Origin of the sequence: Streptomyces sp. BE20 (assembly GCF_036322525.1) — a bacterium.
Classification (GTDB): Bacteria; Actinomycetota; Actinomycetes; order Streptomycetales; family Streptomycetaceae; genus Kitasatospora.
Genome location: NZ_JAQYWW010000585.1, coordinates 19,338 through 35,425, shown reverse-complemented (window position 1 = coordinate 35,425; position 16,088 = coordinate 19,338). Strand labels below are relative to the sequence as shown.

At 74.4% G+C, this 16,088-nt stretch carries 12 protein-coding genes and 1 pseudogene; 2 read left to right on the top strand and 11 right to left on the bottom strand.

Going from position 1 to position 16,088, the window contains the following annotated elements:
• Window positions 1–7: 7 nt before the first annotated feature.
• Both PUR61_RS45280 and PUR61_RS10620 read right to left on the bottom strand, forming a co-directional pair.
• Window positions 8–352, bottom strand: a pseudogene (locus PUR61_RS45280) (styrene monooxygenase/indole monooxygenase family protein); the annotation flags it as partial.
• A 123-nt stretch (window positions 353–475) separates the two neighbouring features.
• On the bottom strand, window positions 476–673 hold the full coding sequence (locus PUR61_RS10620; RefSeq protein WP_329878154.1) for an NAD(P)-binding domain-containing protein: 198 nt from the start codon (window positions 671–673) through the stop codon (window positions 476–478).
• Between the two features lie 227 nt (window positions 674–900).
• On the opposite strand from PUR61_RS10620, the gene PUR61_RS10615 reads away from it, so the two are divergent.
• Window positions 901–1,668, top strand: coding sequence for an SDR family NAD(P)-dependent oxidoreductase (locus PUR61_RS10615; RefSeq protein WP_329878152.1), 768 nt, complete (start codon window positions 901–903; stop codon window positions 1,666–1,668).
• A gap of 154 nt (window positions 1,669–1,822) precedes the next feature.
• On the opposite strand, the gene PUR61_RS10610 is transcribed toward PUR61_RS10615, so the two are convergent.
• The 6 genes from PUR61_RS10610 to PUR61_RS10585 form a co-directional block, all read right to left on the bottom strand.
• The gene (locus PUR61_RS10610; protein WP_329878149.1) at window positions 1,823–2,938 is read right to left on the bottom strand and encodes a LacI family DNA-binding transcriptional regulator; all 1,116 of its coding nucleotides are present in this window, start codon (window positions 2,936–2,938) and stop codon (window positions 1,823–1,825) included.
• A 19-nt stretch (window positions 2,939–2,957) separates the two neighbouring features.
• Entirely contained in the window at window positions 2,958–4,757 is a 1,800-nt protein-coding gene (locus tag PUR61_RS10605) for a glycoside hydrolase family 36 protein (protein ID WP_329878147.1), read from the bottom strand.
• A 2-nt stretch (window positions 4,758–4,759) separates the two neighbouring features.
• The gene (locus PUR61_RS10600; protein WP_329878145.1) at window positions 4,760–5,572 is read right to left on the bottom strand and encodes a carbohydrate ABC transporter permease; all 813 of its coding nucleotides are present in this window, start codon (window positions 5,570–5,572) and stop codon (window positions 4,760–4,762) included.
• Between the two features lie 71 nt (window positions 5,573–5,643).
• Window positions 5,644–6,501: a carbohydrate ABC transporter permease gene (locus PUR61_RS10595; RefSeq protein ID WP_380361815.1), complete on the bottom strand. Its 858-nt coding sequence runs from the start codon at window positions 6,499–6,501 to the stop codon at window positions 5,644–5,646.
• Window positions 6,502–6,566: 65 nt separating this feature from the next.
• Window positions 6,567–7,907 (bottom strand): ABC transporter substrate-binding protein, encoded by a 1,341-nt coding sequence (locus PUR61_RS10590; protein WP_329878141.1) that lies wholly within the window; start codon window positions 7,905–7,907, stop codon window positions 6,567–6,569.
• Window positions 7,908–8,233: 326 nt separating this feature from the next.
• Window positions 8,234–9,385 (bottom strand): aminotransferase class V-fold PLP-dependent enzyme, encoded by a 1,152-nt coding sequence (locus PUR61_RS10585; protein WP_329878139.1) that lies wholly within the window; start codon window positions 9,383–9,385, stop codon window positions 8,234–8,236.
• 420 nt (window positions 9,386–9,805) lie between these two features.
• Between PUR61_RS10585 and PUR61_RS10580 the strand changes: the two genes are divergently transcribed.
• The gene (locus PUR61_RS10580; protein ID WP_329878137.1) at window positions 9,806–12,148 is read left to right on the top strand and encodes a collagenase; all 2,343 of its coding nucleotides are present in this window, start codon (window positions 9,806–9,808) and stop codon (window positions 12,146–12,148) included.
• Between the two features lie 97 nt (window positions 12,149–12,245).
• Here the strand turns inward: PUR61_RS10580 and PUR61_RS10575 are convergent, their stop codons facing one another.
• From PUR61_RS10575 to PUR61_RS10565, 3 genes are all read right to left on the bottom strand, one after another.
• A complete protein-coding gene (locus PUR61_RS10575; RefSeq protein ID WP_329878135.1) occupies window positions 12,246–12,731 on the bottom strand; it encodes a GNAT family N-acetyltransferase in 486 nt (161 codons plus the stop codon).
• A gap of 421 nt (window positions 12,732–13,152) precedes the next feature.
• Window positions 13,153–13,308 carry a DUF6131 family protein gene (locus tag PUR61_RS10570; protein WP_329878134.1) on the bottom strand — a complete coding sequence of 52 codons (156 nt, stop codon included), beginning with the start codon at window positions 13,306–13,308 and terminating at the stop codon, window positions 13,153–13,155.
• Window positions 13,309–13,476: 168 nt separating this feature from the next.
• Window positions 13,477–15,942, bottom strand: a complete 2,466-nt coding sequence (locus PUR61_RS10565) for a SpoIIE family protein phosphatase (RefSeq protein WP_329878133.1) — start codon at window positions 15,940–15,942, stop codon at window positions 13,477–13,479.
• Window positions 15,943–16,088 lie beyond the last annotated feature (146 nt).

Sequence of the window (16,088 nt, the reverse complement as noted above, 5' to 3'; positions counted from 1 at the left end):
GGCTGCCGGGGACGGCCTCCCAGAGCAGGATGTCGCACGGGCCCGACAGGGTCAGCGCCGGCTGGAGGTACAGCTCCCCGACGCCGGGGACGGCGTGCATCCGCGCCCTCGGCCCGGCCGACGGATCGGGTGTGCCGACCCCGTGCGCGTACAGCGCGGCCAGCGTGCGCTGCGGCGCGTCGAACGGCGAGCGGGCGGTGTCCGGCGCGAAGATCCCGGACAGTCCGCCCCGGCCGACGGCGACGACCGTCAGCTCGTGCGCCTCGGCCACCCGCCGCAGACCGGGCCGGTCCAGGCTCCGGTACTCGACCCGGCCGCCGCGCTCGGCGACCAGCTCCAGCCAGCGCGCCATCTTCAGCCGCTGGTCGACCGACTGCGCGGGCTCGGTCAGCGTCATGGTGAACTCCAGGGCGCGAACAGCCGGTTCGGGCACCAGTACGGCGTCCACGCTCCGGACGGCCGGGGCCGCTCCGGCCTACAGGTCCAGTCCGGCCGCCCGTTCGATCCGCAGCGCCGGACCGAACATCGCCTGCGTCGAGAGCACCGGACCGCCGCGCAGCTGCCCGGGCGTCCGGGCCGACACCACCGTGACCTCGTACCCGCCTGCCGCGAGCAGGCCCAGCGCGAGCTGGAGGCCCGCCTGACCCGCTCCGGCGATCGCGATCCGGCGCATGGCGTCCTCCGGTCCTCGATGTCCACCGCGTGACGTCCACACTACGTCAACTCGTGCTCCCGAGAACCGGGATGACCGCTCCGTGTCGATCCTCCGCAGACCGCCGCACACCGCGCCGCGCCCGCGCCGGTGATCAGTACGCTGGCGGGACCGGGCGCGCCGAGCGGGCGCGCACGGACACCGGACCGGGCAACCGGTCCCCGTCGACGACGAGGGAGGCCCGGCGGATGACTCGGGTGGTGGTGGTGAGCGGCGGAGGCACCGGGATCGGGTACGCCGTCGCGGGGGCCTTCGCGGGCGACGGCGAGCAGGTGGTCCTGGTCGGACGGCGCACCGAGGTGCTCGACCGGGCCGTCGACCGGCTGCGCGCCGCACATCCCGGCGCACCGGTGCCGGTCGGGCTGACGGCCGACCTGTCCGACCCGGACGGGGCCGGGCGGGTGGCGCGGAGCATCGGCGAGCGGTGGGAGCGGGTCGACGTGCTGGTCAACGCCGCGGGGGGCAACGCGGCTCTGGGCTCACCGGCCGACCGGCCGGACGCTCTCGCCGGGGCGGCCCGGGAGTGGCAGGAGAACTTCCGCGCCAACACCCTCACCGCCGTGCTGCTCACCGAGGCGCTCAGGGAACGGCTCGCGGCACCCGGCGGCCGGGTCCTCCTGATCGGTTCGATCGCCGCGTACCGGGGATCCGGCTCGGGCTCCTACGGCGCCGCCAAGGCCGCCCTCCACCCGTACGCCTACGACCTGTCCGCCCAGTTGGGCCCCCGGGGCATCACGGTGAACGTGATCGCCCCCGGCTACGTCGCCGACACGGAGTTCTTCCGCGGCGAGCTCTCCGCCGAGCGCGAGACGACCCTGGTCGCCCAGGCCGACACCCGCCGGGCCGGGCGCCCGGCCGACGTCGCGGAGACCGCCCGCTGGCTGGCCGCGCCGTCCGCCGGCCATGTGACCGCCCAGATCATCCAGGTCAACGGCGGTGCCGAGCACGGCCGTTGACCTCGGTCCAGCTCTCCGGCCCCGGCAGGGCCAGGCGGGCAGGGCGGTGCGGCCGGACCGGTCTGCGGTCGGCCCCGGGTCCGGTCCACACCGGACCCGGGGACCACCCCGGCCCGGTCCCACACGGGGCCGGGGTCCCGCCCGGGGGCCGGGCTCAGCCCGAACTCGCCCGCACGACGAGTTCGGTGGGCAGTTCGAGCCCGGCTCCGGTCACCGGTTCGCCCCGCACCTGGGCCAGGAGCAGCCCCACCAGCGCGGCCGCGATGCCGCGCAGCGGCAGCCGGACCGAGGTGAGCGGCGGAAACAGGTGCCGGCCGAGCGGAGTGTCGTGGAAGCCGGTGACCGCGAGGTCACGGCCGACCAGCAGGCCCTCGGCCCGGGCGGCCTCGTAGACGTCGAGGGCCGCCAGGTCGTTGTCGGCGGCGAGGGCGGTGGGCCGGTCCCGGCCCCGCAGCAGGGTGCGGAGCGACCCGGCCTCCGGCACCGGCACGACCTCCAGGCCGAGCCGGCGCGCCTCCCGGTGGAAGCCCGCACGGCGCGCCACCAGCCACGGCAGCTCCGCCGGCGCCCCCGCCACGGACCCCGGACCCGCGTCCGGGCCCGCCTGCGGACGCGGGGACGACCCGGCCCCGTCGGCCGGCCCGTCGGCCGGCCCCCCGGGTGTCCGCACCACCGAGCCGACGAAGCCGACCCGCCGGTGGCCGCGCTCCGCGAGGTGGCGGGCGATCTCCGCCGTGGCCGCCGCGTTGTCGATGTCCACCCAGTGCTGGGGCAGCCCCGGCGCGGTGCGGCCGAAGGAGGCGAACGGGACGCCGACCCGGGCCGCGTGGGCGACCCGGGCGTCCTCGGGGAGCACGTCCGCGAGGACCAGCCCGTCCACCTGGCGGGCCGCCACCAGGTCGTCGATCGCGGCCCGGGTCTGCGTCTCCCCCGGTGCCGCGCGGACCAGCAGGACCCGGTGACCCTCCGCGCCGGCCGCGTCCACCAGGGCTTCCAGGAAACCCGCCATCAGCGGGTTCGGGTCGAACGGGTCGTCCACCGGCGCGAGGTAGCCGATGGTGCGCCGTTCGCCGGTCCGCAGCGAGCGGGCCGACTGGTCCGGCCGGTAGCCGAACCGGTCGATGGCCGCAGTGACCCGGGCGAGCGTGTCCGGGTGGACGCGGTGCGGGGCGTTGAGCGCGTTGGAGACGGTCTGCCGGGACACGCCGGCCGCGCGGGCGACGTCCGCGATGGTGGTGGCGCGGCGCGCGGGGCGTGTTCCCTCGGTCATCGGTGCTCCGGTCGCTGGATCAGTGGTCGCCGTGCGGGTCCTGCGCCGGGCGGCGCAGCGTCAGCAGTCCGCCCCGGGGGACGACGACCGTGACCCCGCCCTCCACGAGGTCGACGGTCCCCTGGTGGACGGTCCGCCCGCGGGCGTCCTGGACGGTGGCCTCGGCCGTGCCCCGGCCGCCGACGAGGCGCACGTCGGGGTCGGCGTCGGCATTGGCGACCAGCAGGCTACGCCACGGACCGGCACCGGCGCCCGCGTCGACCGGCAGCGGCGCGTAGCGGGCGACGACGGTGGTGCCCGTCCCGGAGCCGGTCGCGGTGACCATCGGGTAGCCGAGGTCGGGCCGGGCCGGCCGCAGGTCGCCGAGCTGCAGGGTGCCGACGTGCTCGCGGACGACACCGAGCCAGAAGGCGAGGGCCTCCCGCTGGGCGGGCGTCTGGACGGCGAGGTCGACGGAGATCTGCGGGACGGCGAAGAGGACGTTGATGAGGTGGACGGCGAGCTGCTCGGGGGGCTCGGCGGGGTGCCACATCAGCATGTCGGCGTGGACGGCGAGCGGTCCGGCGATCAGCCGGGTGTCGATGGTGCGCTGGCGGTTCTCCTGCGGGCTGAGCGGGCAGTCGGTGGCCCGGATCATGGTGGCGTAGGGCCAGAGCCCGGGGCTGACGTACGGCTGGCGGTGCTCGATCATGCCCTCGGAGCAGGCCGCGTCGACCCGCCGGCGGATCTCGGCGAGCAGCAGGTGGAGGCCCTCGTCGACGGTCGTGCAGTCCGCCTCGGGTCCGGCGGCCGGCGGGTCCTGGACGCCGAACCAGTCGACGAAGTCGACCTTCAGCCCGTCCATCCCCCACTCCTCGACGGCGCGGGCGAGGCTGTCGGCGAGGTGCCGGCGGACCTTCGGGTAGCGGGGGTCCGCGACGACGGCACCCATGTGGTCGGCGCTGGTGAGCGCGTAGCCGGAGAGGGCGTCCCAGACGGCGCTGTCCTTGCCGATGAACGGGAGCGCGTACCAGAGCAGGTAACGGACGCCGAGGTCGTGGACGCGGCCGACGTGGGCGGCGGTGTCGGGCAGGGAGTGGGGTTCCCAGTCCCCGCAGTGGGCGTAGCCGCGGGTGCGGTCGGTGGTCATCCAGCCGTCGTCGACGATGATCGTGTCGAGGCCGAGTTCCTTGCCGAGGGCGGCCTGCCGTTCGACCGCCTCCGGGGTGATGTTCTGGTGCAGCGAGTACCAGGTGGAGTAGGCGGGGCGGCGGGCGACGTCGGGGACGTTCGCGGTCCGGCCGGACCACCACCAGCCGGCGATGGCGGCCAGGCAGCGGGCGTAGTGCCGGCCGGAGGTGTCGATCCGGACGGTCAGCCGGCCGGTGGCCTGGACCCAGTACCGGAACTCCCCGGTCTCCTCCACGACTCCGGCGCCGGCCAGGACGTCCTCCCGGTCGGCGGCGAAGGCGCAGACCGCGGTGTCACCGGTGCCGATCAGGGCGGCGACGGGGGCGCCACGGGAGAGGGTGACCCGGCGCGGGGCGCTCCAGGCGGCGGGCAGCCAGCCGGTGCCGCGGGCCTCGGGGGTCCAGAAGGCGGTGGCGTCGACGCAGGGCGTGCGCCATTCGATCCGGACCTCGCCGAGGTCCTCGGCGGTGACCTCGATGACGCCCTCGTCCACCGTGCGGACGCTCGCCTCGCCGGTGACCAGCAGGTCGATGCCGTCGGCGGCCACCCGGCGGGGACGGGCGGTGGTGGCGGGGGCGTGCGGCTCCCAGATCTCCTCGTGGTCGGTCTGCTCGGTCGTCTCGGTCTGCTCGCTCGTGGGCGGTTCCATGGTCAGCCTTTCGTGGCGCCGGCCAGCAGGCCGGAGATGAACTGCCGCTGAAGGGCCAGGAAGAGGACCATCATGGGCAGGGTGGACAGTGCGGTCCCGGCGAGGATCAGGCCGTAGTCGGTGTTGCTCTTCATGCCGTGGAGCGTCGCCAGGGCGACCGGCAGGGTGTGCATGTCGGAGCTGCGCAGGGCGATCAGCGGCCAGACGAAGCTGTTCCACGAACCGAGGAAGAGGAAGATGCCCAGCGCGGCCAGGACGGGGCGCATGACCGGGACGACCACCCCGAACAGCACCCGGAGTTCGCCAGCGCCGTCCACCCGGGCGGCGTCGAGGAGTTCGTCCGGCATGCCGGCCAGGGCCTGCCGCATCAGGAAGATCGCGAAGGGCACGCAGAGGCCGGGCAGGATGAGGGCCTGGTAGCTGTCCATCAGGCCGAACGACATCATCATCTTGAAGAGCGGAACCAGCAGCACCTGGTCCGGCACCACCAGGGTGGAGAGCAGGACGACGAACAGCACCGTCCGGCCGGGGAACCGGAACTTGGCGAAGGCGTAGCCGGCGAGCAGCGCGACCACGAGCGCGCCGAGGGTCTGCACACCGGCGACGAGCAGGGAGTTGAGGAGGACCCGGCCGAGGCCGATCTTCGCGTTCAGGTGCGAGAGGTTCTCGCCGAGGTGGGAGCCGGGCAGCAGCTTGGGCGGCCAGGAGAAGATGTCGGCGTCGCTGTGGGTGGCGGAGATCACCAGCCAGTAGAAGGGGGCGACGGACACTCCGGTGACGGCGGCCAGGAGAAGGGTCGTGGGCCAGCCGCGCATCCGGTCGCGGAGCCCCTTCCCCGATGCCGCCGGGGCCGGGGGCGCCACGCGGGTCGCTCGCGTCGTCAGGGTCATTCACGTTCTCCCATCAGGCGCATCTGGACCGCGCCGAGCACCGAGACGAGCAGGGTGAGCGCGTAGGCGATGGCGGAGGCGTAGCCGAAGTCGAAGTAGCGGAAGCCGTTGTCGTACAGGTACATGGAGACGGTGAGGGTGGCGTTGTCGGGGCCGCCGCGGGTGAGGACGTACGGCTCGTCGAACAGCTGGAGGGTGCCGATGGTGGAGAGCACCACGGTGAACAGCAGGACGGGCCGCAGCGCCGGCACGGTGATCGAGAGGAACCGGCGCAGCGGGCCGGCGCCGTCCACCATGGCGGCCTCGTACAGCTCCTTCGGGATGCCCTGCAGGCCGGCCAGGTAGATGACGGCGTTGTAGCCGGTGTAGTGCCAGGTGAGGACCATGACGACGGCCATCCGGGCCCAGAAGCCGTCGCCGAGCCAGTCGACGCCGGACAGGCCGACGGCTTCGAGCAGGCTGTTGACGGCGCCGCGGTCGCTGTCGAGGAGGAAGGCGAACACCACACCGGTGGCGACCAGGCCCGTCACGGCCGGCATGAAGATGCCCAGCCGCCAGACGGTGCGGAAGCGGACGAGCGCCGCGTGAAGGGCGACCGAGAGCCCGAGCGCGAGCGCGAGCATCAACGGGACCTGCACGACGAGGATCCGGGCGGTGTTGCCCAGTGCCGTCCAGAACAGCGGATCGTCCAGCAGCTTGCGGTAGTTGGCCAGCCCGGCGTTGCGGGTGTTCGCGCCGGATCCGGTGGTCAGCGACAGCAGCAGCGAGGAGACGATCGGGTAGGCCTTGAACACCCCGAACGTGACCAGCGCGGGGGCGAGGAGCAGGTAGGGCAGGGCCCGGCGGCGGAGCATCGCGCGGCGCCGGGAGGGCGGCGGCGCCGCGGCCCGGGGCGGGGCGGCGGGGCGGAGGGCGGTCGTCACTTGATCTTGCGTCCGGTCTGCTGGGCGAGCTGCTTGGCGGCGTCCTGGAGGGCCGCGGCCGGGTCGGCGCCCTTGGTGAGCACCTTGGCCTGGGCGTCGTTGACGAGCTTGAGGGCGCGGGCGAAGTCGCCGGAGTAGTTGGTGGCGTCGCCGCCCTCGCCGAGCAGGTCGGTGAAGGTCTTGAGGACGGGCTGGCCGCCGTAGTAGGCGTTGGGCGCGGTGTAGATCGGGTCCTGGTAGGCCGCGGTGAGCGCGGGGAAGACGCCGCCGGCGGAGAACATCGAGTTGACCGAGGCCGGCCGGGTGAGGGCGTACTCGACGAACTTCCAGGCCGCGGTGCGCCGGGGGCTGGTCGCGGAGACGGCCAGGTGGGTGGAGTTGACGATGGCGGTGCGCTTGCCGCCGGGGGTGACCGCCGGCGGCCGGGTGAGGCGCCAGTTGCCGCTCTGCTCGGGGAACTTGGTCTCGATCCAGTGCGCGCCCCAGGACGCCAGCGGGTTGGCGCCGATCTTGCCCTCCTTGATCTGGCTGCGCCAGATGGTGGCGCTGGCGGAGTCGAGGATCAGGCCGGCGTCGTCGAGGCGCTTGAGCAGGGTCAGCGCCCGGACCGCCTCCGGCGAGGAGACGGTGATGTCGCCCTTGAGGTCGAAGTAGAAGGCGCCCTGCTGCTGCATCAGCGACTGCAGGAAGTCGAGGTCGGAGGAGGGGGTGCCGGACTTGTTGATGCCGATCAGGGCGACGCCGGGGTTGGCGGCCTTGAACTTTTCGGCCACGGCGAGCACGTCGTCCCAGGTCTGGAACGTGGTCGGGTCGATGCCGGCCCGGTCGAACATGTCGTTGCGGTAGAAGAAGCCCTGCGCGTTGACCTCCCAGGGGAGCGCACGGGTGCGGCCCTCCTTGTCGGCGACGGCCGGCCAGAGGCCCTGGGCGAACTTGTCCTTGTAGCCGTCGGCGCCGAGGGCCGACAGGTCGGCCAGGCCGCCGGGGAACTTCTCCAGGTAGCCGGGCAGGTAGTCGCAACCGATGTGGAGGACGTCGGCGAGGCCCTGGCCGCCGGCCGCGAGGCCGACCGTGATCTTGTCCCAGATCGCCGGGTTGCCGACGTCCTGGACGTCGACCTTGATGCCGGGGTTGTCCTTCTCGAACGCGGGGACCACACCGCGCAGCGCCTCGGCCGCCGTCGTCCAGGACCAGACGGTGATGGTTCCGGTGGCGGCGTCCCCGCCGGAGGAGCCGGAGTCGGAGCCTCCGCAGGCGGACAGGGCGCCACCGGCGGAGAGGGCCAGCAGGCCCGCGCCGGAGGCCCGCAGGAGGTCACGACGGGAGAGGTGTGACATGGCATGCCTTTCAGGAGGGGGGAACGGCATCGAGCGGGAACAGCGGGTGGGGTGGGCGGAGAGCCGGGGTGGGGGCGCCCCACCCGGTCCGGCGGCACGGATCGTCCGCGAGTCGGGTGGCGCGACGGCCGTTCGCCGGTCGGGCGGAACGGGCGGTGCAGGCGGCGCGAGGCCCGGCCCGGGGTGGGGGGCGGCGCCGGGGGTGGACGGACGCGGTCGGACGGTGCCGACGGTCACGCGGTCGGGCGGTCGGGCGGTCGGGCGGGTGCCGGCGATACCGGCGGTCAGGCGGTCAGGCAGGTGCCGACGGTCACGCGGTCAGGCGGTCAGGCGGTCAGGCGGGTGCGGGCGGACCGCAGCGCGTCGCCCAGCAGCCCGGCCGCCGCCGGGCCGGTGCTGGCGTGCGGCGACAGCCGGATCCAGCCGCCGCGCAGGGTGGCCGAGAGGCCGGCCTCCGCGAGTGTGCGGTGGACGGCCGCGGGGTCGGCGCCGGGCAGCCGGACCCGCGCGATCCCGCTCACGCCGGGCATCTCGCCGCCCGTCCGCTCGCCGCCGAGGGTCTCGGCGCCGACGGCGCGGGCGGCGCCGAGCAGCTCGTCGAGCGCCTCGCCGATCAGCGCGTTGATCCGGCCGACGCCGACGTCCCGAACCAGGGCGAGGGCCTCGCCCAGGGCCGCGACGGCGGGGCCGTCCGGGTTGGTGACGGTGTGCGCGACGGCTCCCGGCCGCGCGGGGCAGGGGTGACCGGGGGCCTCGATCGGGTCGACGACGCCGGACCATCCGCCGAGCCCCGGGGCCAGCCGCCCGGCCACCCGGTCGCGGACCATCAGGACGGCGGCGCCCCAGCCGGCCCGCAGCCATTTCTGACCACCCGCCACCAGCACGTCCGCCGCGTCGGCAGCGAACTCGACGGCACCGAGCGCCTGGATGGCGTCCACGACCAGGACGCGGTGCGGGCCGATCGCCTCCTTGATCGCGGCAAGCGGCGCCCGGATCCCGGTGGCGGCGTCGACCGCGCAGACCGAGACCGCGTGCACCCGCTCGTCCAGGGCGGCCCGGACGATGTCCGCCGTCAGCGGGCCGTCCAGCTGACGGACCGCCAGCCCACCGTTGCCCTCCGCGCGCAGCCAGGGGTAGAGCGCGCCGGGGAAGTCGGACCGGCTCATCAGCACCGTGCCGCCGGCCGGCCCGGCGGCGCCGAGCGCGTGGGCGGCGGCGAACATGCCGTGCGAGGTCGAGCTGACGAACGCGATCTCGTGCGGCGCACAGCCGAGCACCTCGCCCGCCGTCCGCGCCGCCGCCTCCGTCTGCGCGTCGAGGCCCTCCAGGACCTCCCAGCCCTCGCGGTGGAGCCGCCCCGCGGTTCGGGCCAGCACCTCGGCGACCCGGGCCGAGACCGGCCCGAACCTCGCGAAGTCGACGTAGCCGGACGGCTCGGCGAACTGCCGCAGATACTCCGGCACAACCAGCACCGTCATGGCCTCACCCTCGATTTGAACGTTCAAATACACACAAACAAACAGAACCAATCAGTTCTGGTTGAGCGGGTGCCAGCAAACGCCCGCCGTGGAGTCCGCGTCAAGACCTTTGCGCGACGAACCCGCAGTCCGAGACCCTCTCGTTACCCTGCGCCCGAACTCCTCACAACACCTACTTGCGCAATGCAATTTGACATTACTATTTTACTTATCGATGAGTCGACGCCCCAACGCCGGCTTCCTTCACCCCCACCTCGGACCCCGCTGCGCCCCGGTTCCGGCACGGCTCCGCCGACCGCCACCGACCGGCCCGCACGGGTATGTGCACGGCCGCCTCCCCCATCCCCCGGCCCTGCGCGGTGGTTCGCGCACCCCACGGCACCACCCCATCAGCACGCCCTCACACCTTCAGGAGTCCCGGTGACCCCCACCGCTCCACGTCTGCGCACGGTCCTGCTCTCCGCGGCACTCGCCGTCACCCTCGCGGCCCCGCTCATCCAGAGCGCCCGGGCCGCCACCCCCTCGACCACCGCCCTCCCCGCGCCCGCCGCGGCCCCGGCGCCGCAGCCGGCCACCGGCCCCCACGGAGAGGTCGCGCACGCACCCGGCCAGGCTTCGCCGGGCGCCCCCGGCCCGGAGGGCGCTCCGGGCACCGCCGCGATGCAGCCGACGACGACCGCCGGGCAGCCGGTCGCCGACCCTGCGAGCGCCCCCACCCCCCTCGCCGCCGACCAGGGCGCGGCCTGCTCCCCGGCCGCCTTCGCCTCGCTCGGCCCGGCCGCCCTGGCGGACTTCCTCGCCGACCCCTCCCACGGCTACGACGACTGCCTGCGCCCGCTGCTGGGCGGCTGGCGTCCGGAGCTCGCCAAGGTCTTCACCACCGCGCACGTCCGCGCGGTCGCCGACCGGATCAGCACCCTCGCGCCGCGCTTCGACGCCGCCAACAACCTGAACCAGCAAGGGCTCTGGTACTACCTGCACGTCGCGGTCCTCTTCGACTACGGCCACGACGAACTCGACTTCAACGACGACACCACCACCACCGCGATCGAGCGGGCGATCGCCGCCTACACCGCCAACCCGCGGGTCTTCGAGCCGACCACCGCGAACGGCCTCGCCATGGGCGAGCTGCTCCAGACCTCCACCGCACCCAGGCTGCGCCCCGGGCGCCTGCCGCTGACCGAGCGGGTCCTGAAGTCCTTCGCCCCCGGCGGCCCCGCCGTCGGCGACCGCGGCTGGAACTGGGCGGTGCAGAGCGCCCTCCAGATCAACTTCCAGGGCATCAACAACGTCGTCGAGGACCAGGGCCGCTACCGGGCCGCCGTGGCCGCCGCCCCCTCCTTCCGGGAGGCCCTCCGCGCGTACGCCGGCTACACCCACCTCAAGGGCACCGAGAGCGAGTGGGCCGTCCGCGACGCGATGTCGGAGTACTCCCGGCTCCACGCCGTCGAGTCGATCAGGCCCGAACTGAAGGCCAGCGCCGGTGCGATGATCACCAGCCTCCGGAACACCTTCGGCCGGCTCAGCGCCCCGTGGAACAACATCGCCGTCCTCGTCAACGACACCGGCATCTGCGGCGGGCACGACGCCTGCCGGGCCGACCTCGAACGGGAGGTCTTCCCCCACACCTACAGCTACGACAACGGCACCCTGATCGTCCGCACCCCCCTCGACCGCGCCACCGCCGACCAGCTCTACTACGCGACCAAGCAGGTCAAGGCGCAGTTCTTCCGGGTGATCGGCACCGACCGGCCGCTCGCCGACGACGACCACCCGGTCCTCACGGTGCGCCTGTACGACACCAAGGCCAACTACAAGTCCCTGCAGTACCTGCTCTTCGGGATCAGCGACGTCGAGAACGGCGGCATGTTCCTGGAGGCCCCCTCGACCTTCTACACCTACCAGCGGACCTCCCTGGAGTCGACCTTCAGCCTGGAGGAGCTGTTCCGCCACGAGTACACCCACTACCTCAACGCCCGCTGGGCCATCCCGGAGACCGGCTACACCGACCGCTGGCCCTCCGACGCCACCTTCACGATGAACGAGGGCACCGCCGAGTACTTCGCCGGCTCGACCTCCAAGGACGGCGTCAGGGCCCGGCGGACCATGGTCGACCAGATCGCCGCCGAGGACCGGGGCGGCCTGACACGCCTGACGGTCGACCAGATCCTGCACGCCACCTGGTCCGGGTACCAGTTCCGCGCCTACCCGTACGCGGCCACCTTCTTCAACATGCTCGGCGAACGGCACTCCGACCAGCTCGCCGAGATGTACCGCCTGCTGCGCGCCGACGACCTCGCCGGCTACAACGCCTGGCGCGACCGCCTCGGCCGGGACACCGGCCTCCAGCGCGACTACACCGCCTACCTCGACGCCGCCATCGGGCGCCTCCCCGGCCTGTACGTGCCCGTCACCACCTACACCTCCAACGGCCAACTCAGCTACGCCTGGGCCTCCGAGGTGCGGGACGCCTTCACCCGGTCGACCCAGAACGCGCCGGTCTGCAAGGACAACGCCGACTGGAACAACACCATGCGGTTCACCTGCTCCGGCCGGATCACCGCCAACCTCACCAACCCCGCCGACGCCGGGCAGACCCGCAAGGACATGTCCGGGACCATCGACTACTACCTCCTCGCCCGCGGTGGCGGCGCGGCCAACAACCTGGCCGACATGAACTGCTGGTTCGGCAAGGTCGACGTCTGGCCCACCGGCCGGGCCGGCACCACCGACTACACCTGCGAGGGCCCGCTGCGCCGCTGACCGGGCGGCACCCGCCGCGAAGCCGTGAACGGGAACCGGGCCGGTCGGCCCGGTTCCCGCCGCGTCGCTCCGGAGCCGCCCGGGGCGCGCCCGGCCGTCAGAGCCGACGGAACATCACATGCTGGCCGACCAGCCCGTGTTCGGGGTGGTCGAAGGTCCCCGGGACGGTGCCGACCACCTCGAACCCCAGCGACGTCCAGAGGTGCACCGCGGGCTCGTTGACCTCCACGACCGCGTTGAACTGGATCCCGCGGAACCCCTGCGCGCGGTGCCAGGCGACGACGTACTCGCCGAGCGCCCGGCCGATCCCCCGCCCCTGGTACGCCGGGTCGACCAGGAACGAGCCGGTCCCGATGTGCGCGCCCCGCCCGGGCTTGTTCGGCCCCATCTTCGCCGAACCCGCGACCACCCCGTCCACCACGGCCACCACCGTCCGCCCCGGCGGCGGCTCCATCCACCACGGCCTCGCCTCCTCCAGGCTCTGCCGCTCGGGGAACGCGTACGACCGGCCCTCGGCCATGATCGCGGAGTAGAACGGATAGATGGTCGGCCAGTCCTCGTCGGAGGCGATACGGATCTCCATCCGCGACAGGGTACGCGGCCACCCGACGGTGCACGACCGGTATACCCCGGCCGCCGCGCGACGTGAGGTCGCGCGGCGGCCGGGGCACCGGACGGGGGTCCGTTCCAGGGGTTGGCGGGCTGGTCGTCGATCGCGACCCGGAAGCGGGTGTTGTCGGGGATGGTGCCGTAGGCCCAGAAGGTCCAGCCGCCGGTCCGGGCGAAGTCCGGTCCGTAGTGGCCGTCGTGGTGCTCGGCCTCGCGCCGGCCCGCGCCGAAGGAGGACCGGCGGACGGTCTCGGCCGCGGCACGGCCGTCCCGCCCGGCACGGTCGCCGGGCAGGACGGTCACGGTGCTGCGAGGTCGGACGGGAGCTTCGGTTCCCGGTCGGGGCGGTGCCCCTCGCCCCGACCGCTGCGGCCCTCCTCGATACAGCTCCCCCGTTACCAGTAGTGACGGCGTCCGCCGACCTCGTGGCCGACTGCGCCCATGATCCAGAGGACCACACCGATGAGAACCAGGACGAGGCCGATGGTCCACAGGATGGAAACACCGGTGACGAACCCGATGACGAGGAGGATGACTCCGAGGACGATCACGACGGTCTCCGTTCCACCCCCCACGTTGTCGCTCTCCGCCGGTGCGGAGGCCCACCCTGCGCCTTTCCCGATCCCGGCCCTTCAATCGGCGATCCCGCCACCGGTTGCGGGGCGGCGGCGCCCGCCGGGTCCGGCCGGGCGGGCGGGCGCCGCCCCCCGGGTGGGCGCTCAGGTCAGCCGGACGCCGACGACGCAGATGTCGTCGTCCGGGTTGGGGGCCCGGAGCCGGCGCAGCACGTGGTCGAGGCAGCCCTGGAGCCCCGGCGCCCGGTACTCCTCGACCGCCCCGAGCAACCGCCCGAGTCCTCGGTCGAGGCCCTCGTCGCGCCGCTCGACCAGTCCGTCGGTGAAGAGCAGCACCAGGTCGTCCGGTTCGAGCGTCAGCACGGTGCTGCGGTGGACGGCGGCCGGGTCGGACCCGAGCAGCGGTCCCGGCGGCGGGTCGAGGTAGCGGGCGACGCCGTCGTGGACCAGCAGGGGCGGCAGGTGCCCGGCCCTGGCCCAGGTCAGGGTGCGGGCGGCGGGGTCGAGCCGGCCGCAGACGGCGGTGGCGACGAAACCGCCGCCGAGGTGGCAGAGCATCCGGTTGAGGAGCTGGAGCAGCCGGTCCGGTCCGGCGTCGGTGAAGGCCAGGCCGCGCAGGGCGTCGCGCAGCTGCGCCATGCCCGCGGCGGCCGGCAGGCCGTGCCCGGAGACGTCGCCGACCACGGTGAGGACCGTCCCGTCGGGGAGGGTGAGGACGTCGTACCAGTCGCCGCCGACCTGGGGGTCGCTCCCGGCCGGCACGTAGCGCGCCGCCACGTCGAGGTTGCGCGCGGGCGGGCCGCCGGGAACGTCCGTGAGCGCGTGCCGGAGCGCCCGGACGGCGCGGTGCTCGACGGCCGTCCGGCGGACCTGCTCGGCGAGCCTGGCCCGGGTGTCGGCGAGCGCCCACTCGGTGTGCCGCCAGGCGGTCACGTCCTGGATGACGCCGCGCACGGCGAGCACGTCGCCGTCCCGGCTCCCGGGGACGGTCTCGGCGATCGCCCGGACCGTCCGGACGACGCCGTCGGCACGGATCACCCGGAACTCGAACGCGGCGGAGGCGAGCCCGCCCAGCAGGCGTTCCGCGAGGAGCCGGACGGCGGCGCGGTCGGCCGGCGCGACGGCGGCCTCCGCCTCGGCCGGGGCCAGCGTGCCGGGCGCGGGCCGCTCCGGCAGGCCGAGCAGCCGGAAGACCTCGGCCGAGCAGTCGAGCCGCGCCGGGGAGACCTCCCACTGCCAGGTGCCGAGGCCGGCCAGCCGCTGGGCCTGGGCCAGCTGCTGCTCCCGGCGTTCCTGCTCGTCGTGGGTGCGCCAGCTGACCAGGATCCCGTCGAGGAACGGCGTGGCGTGCAGCGTCATCGTGGAGCCGTGGACGGCGCCGCCGACGATCTCGACGTACTGCTCCGCCTCCCTGCGGTAGGGCACACCGGAGGCCGCGACGTCGAGCAGGTGCTGGAAGGCACCGGAGGCGACCATGCCCGGGTAGAGCTCGCCGAGCAACCGGCCGGTGATGTCCTGGCCGGTGCGGCCGGCCAGGTCGACGGTGGCGGCGTTGGCGTGCACGACGCGCAGGTCGGTGACCTTCCCCTCGGGCGCGCGGACGGTGTGCAGGATCAGGACCGGATCGAGAAGGGCGTCCAGCACCGCCCGGAACCACGGCTCCCCGGCGGGCACCGGCGCTCCCTCCCCGCCGGGGACGAGCACCCGCAGCAACTGGGCGGCGCACAGCCGGGCCAGCGCGGACAGGTGGTGCTCGGTGGCCCGGTCCGCGCGGAACGTCCCGGGCCAGCCGAGCTTCATCGCGCCGATCAGCCGCTCGCCGGTGCGCAGCGGCAGGGCGCAGACGGTGTCGCCGGGGACGAGGTCCTCTCCCTTCAGGTCGGGGTACCGCGCGCCGAACTCGGAACGCCTCACCCAGACGGTGGTCCCGCCGCGCGCGGCGTCGGTCAGCGGCAGGGACGTCTGCGGGGGGATGCGCTGCCACTGGCTGAGCTGGTGGGAGGGGACCCCGTGGCTGGCCACCAGCCGCAGCGCGCCGTCGGGCTCCAGCACGGTGAGGGCGACCGCACCGACGCCCAGCGGGGCGAGGGCCACCTCGGTGAGCAGGGCGGCGAGCTCGTCGGGCGACTCGGCCGAGGCGAGCGCGGAGGCGGCCATGTGGTACCGGGCGGCGAAGTCGCCTCGGACCGCGGGAGCCCCGGGCCGGGCCGGGGCCGGGGCCGGGCCGGGCCTCTCCGGCGGGGCCGACGGCCCGGCCGGGGGCGGCCCGGCCGTCGGCGGCGGCGCGGCGCCGGTGGTGTGCCCGTCAGAGGTGTGCCCGTCTGAGGTGTGCCCGCCGGCGTCCGGGACGTGCTCGTCGTGGTCCGGCGGCGCGACGCTGCCGACGAGGTCGGCGGCGAGGTCGGCGAGCTTGCGGTTGCTGTCCTGGGAGAGTCGGACCAGGTGGCCGAACGCCGCGTCCGGGGAGCACGAGATCCGCTCGATCAGGATGCCCTTGGCCTGCTCGATGACGGCGCGCGTGCGCATGGCACGGCGCTGGCCCTCCACCTCACCGCGCAGCCGGTCGATGGTGGCCCTCAGCCGGGCGCTCTCGCTCTCCGGTTCCGACATCCGCGTCCCGCTGGTCCGATCTGCCGAGGCCCCGGTCCGCGCGCGGGCGGCCGGGGCGCGGTGCGAGGCACCGCGTGGAGATTCCAGCGTAGGACGGGCGCGTACTCCTGTCCTTCCTGCGGCCGGGGGCCCGCACCCGGTGACCC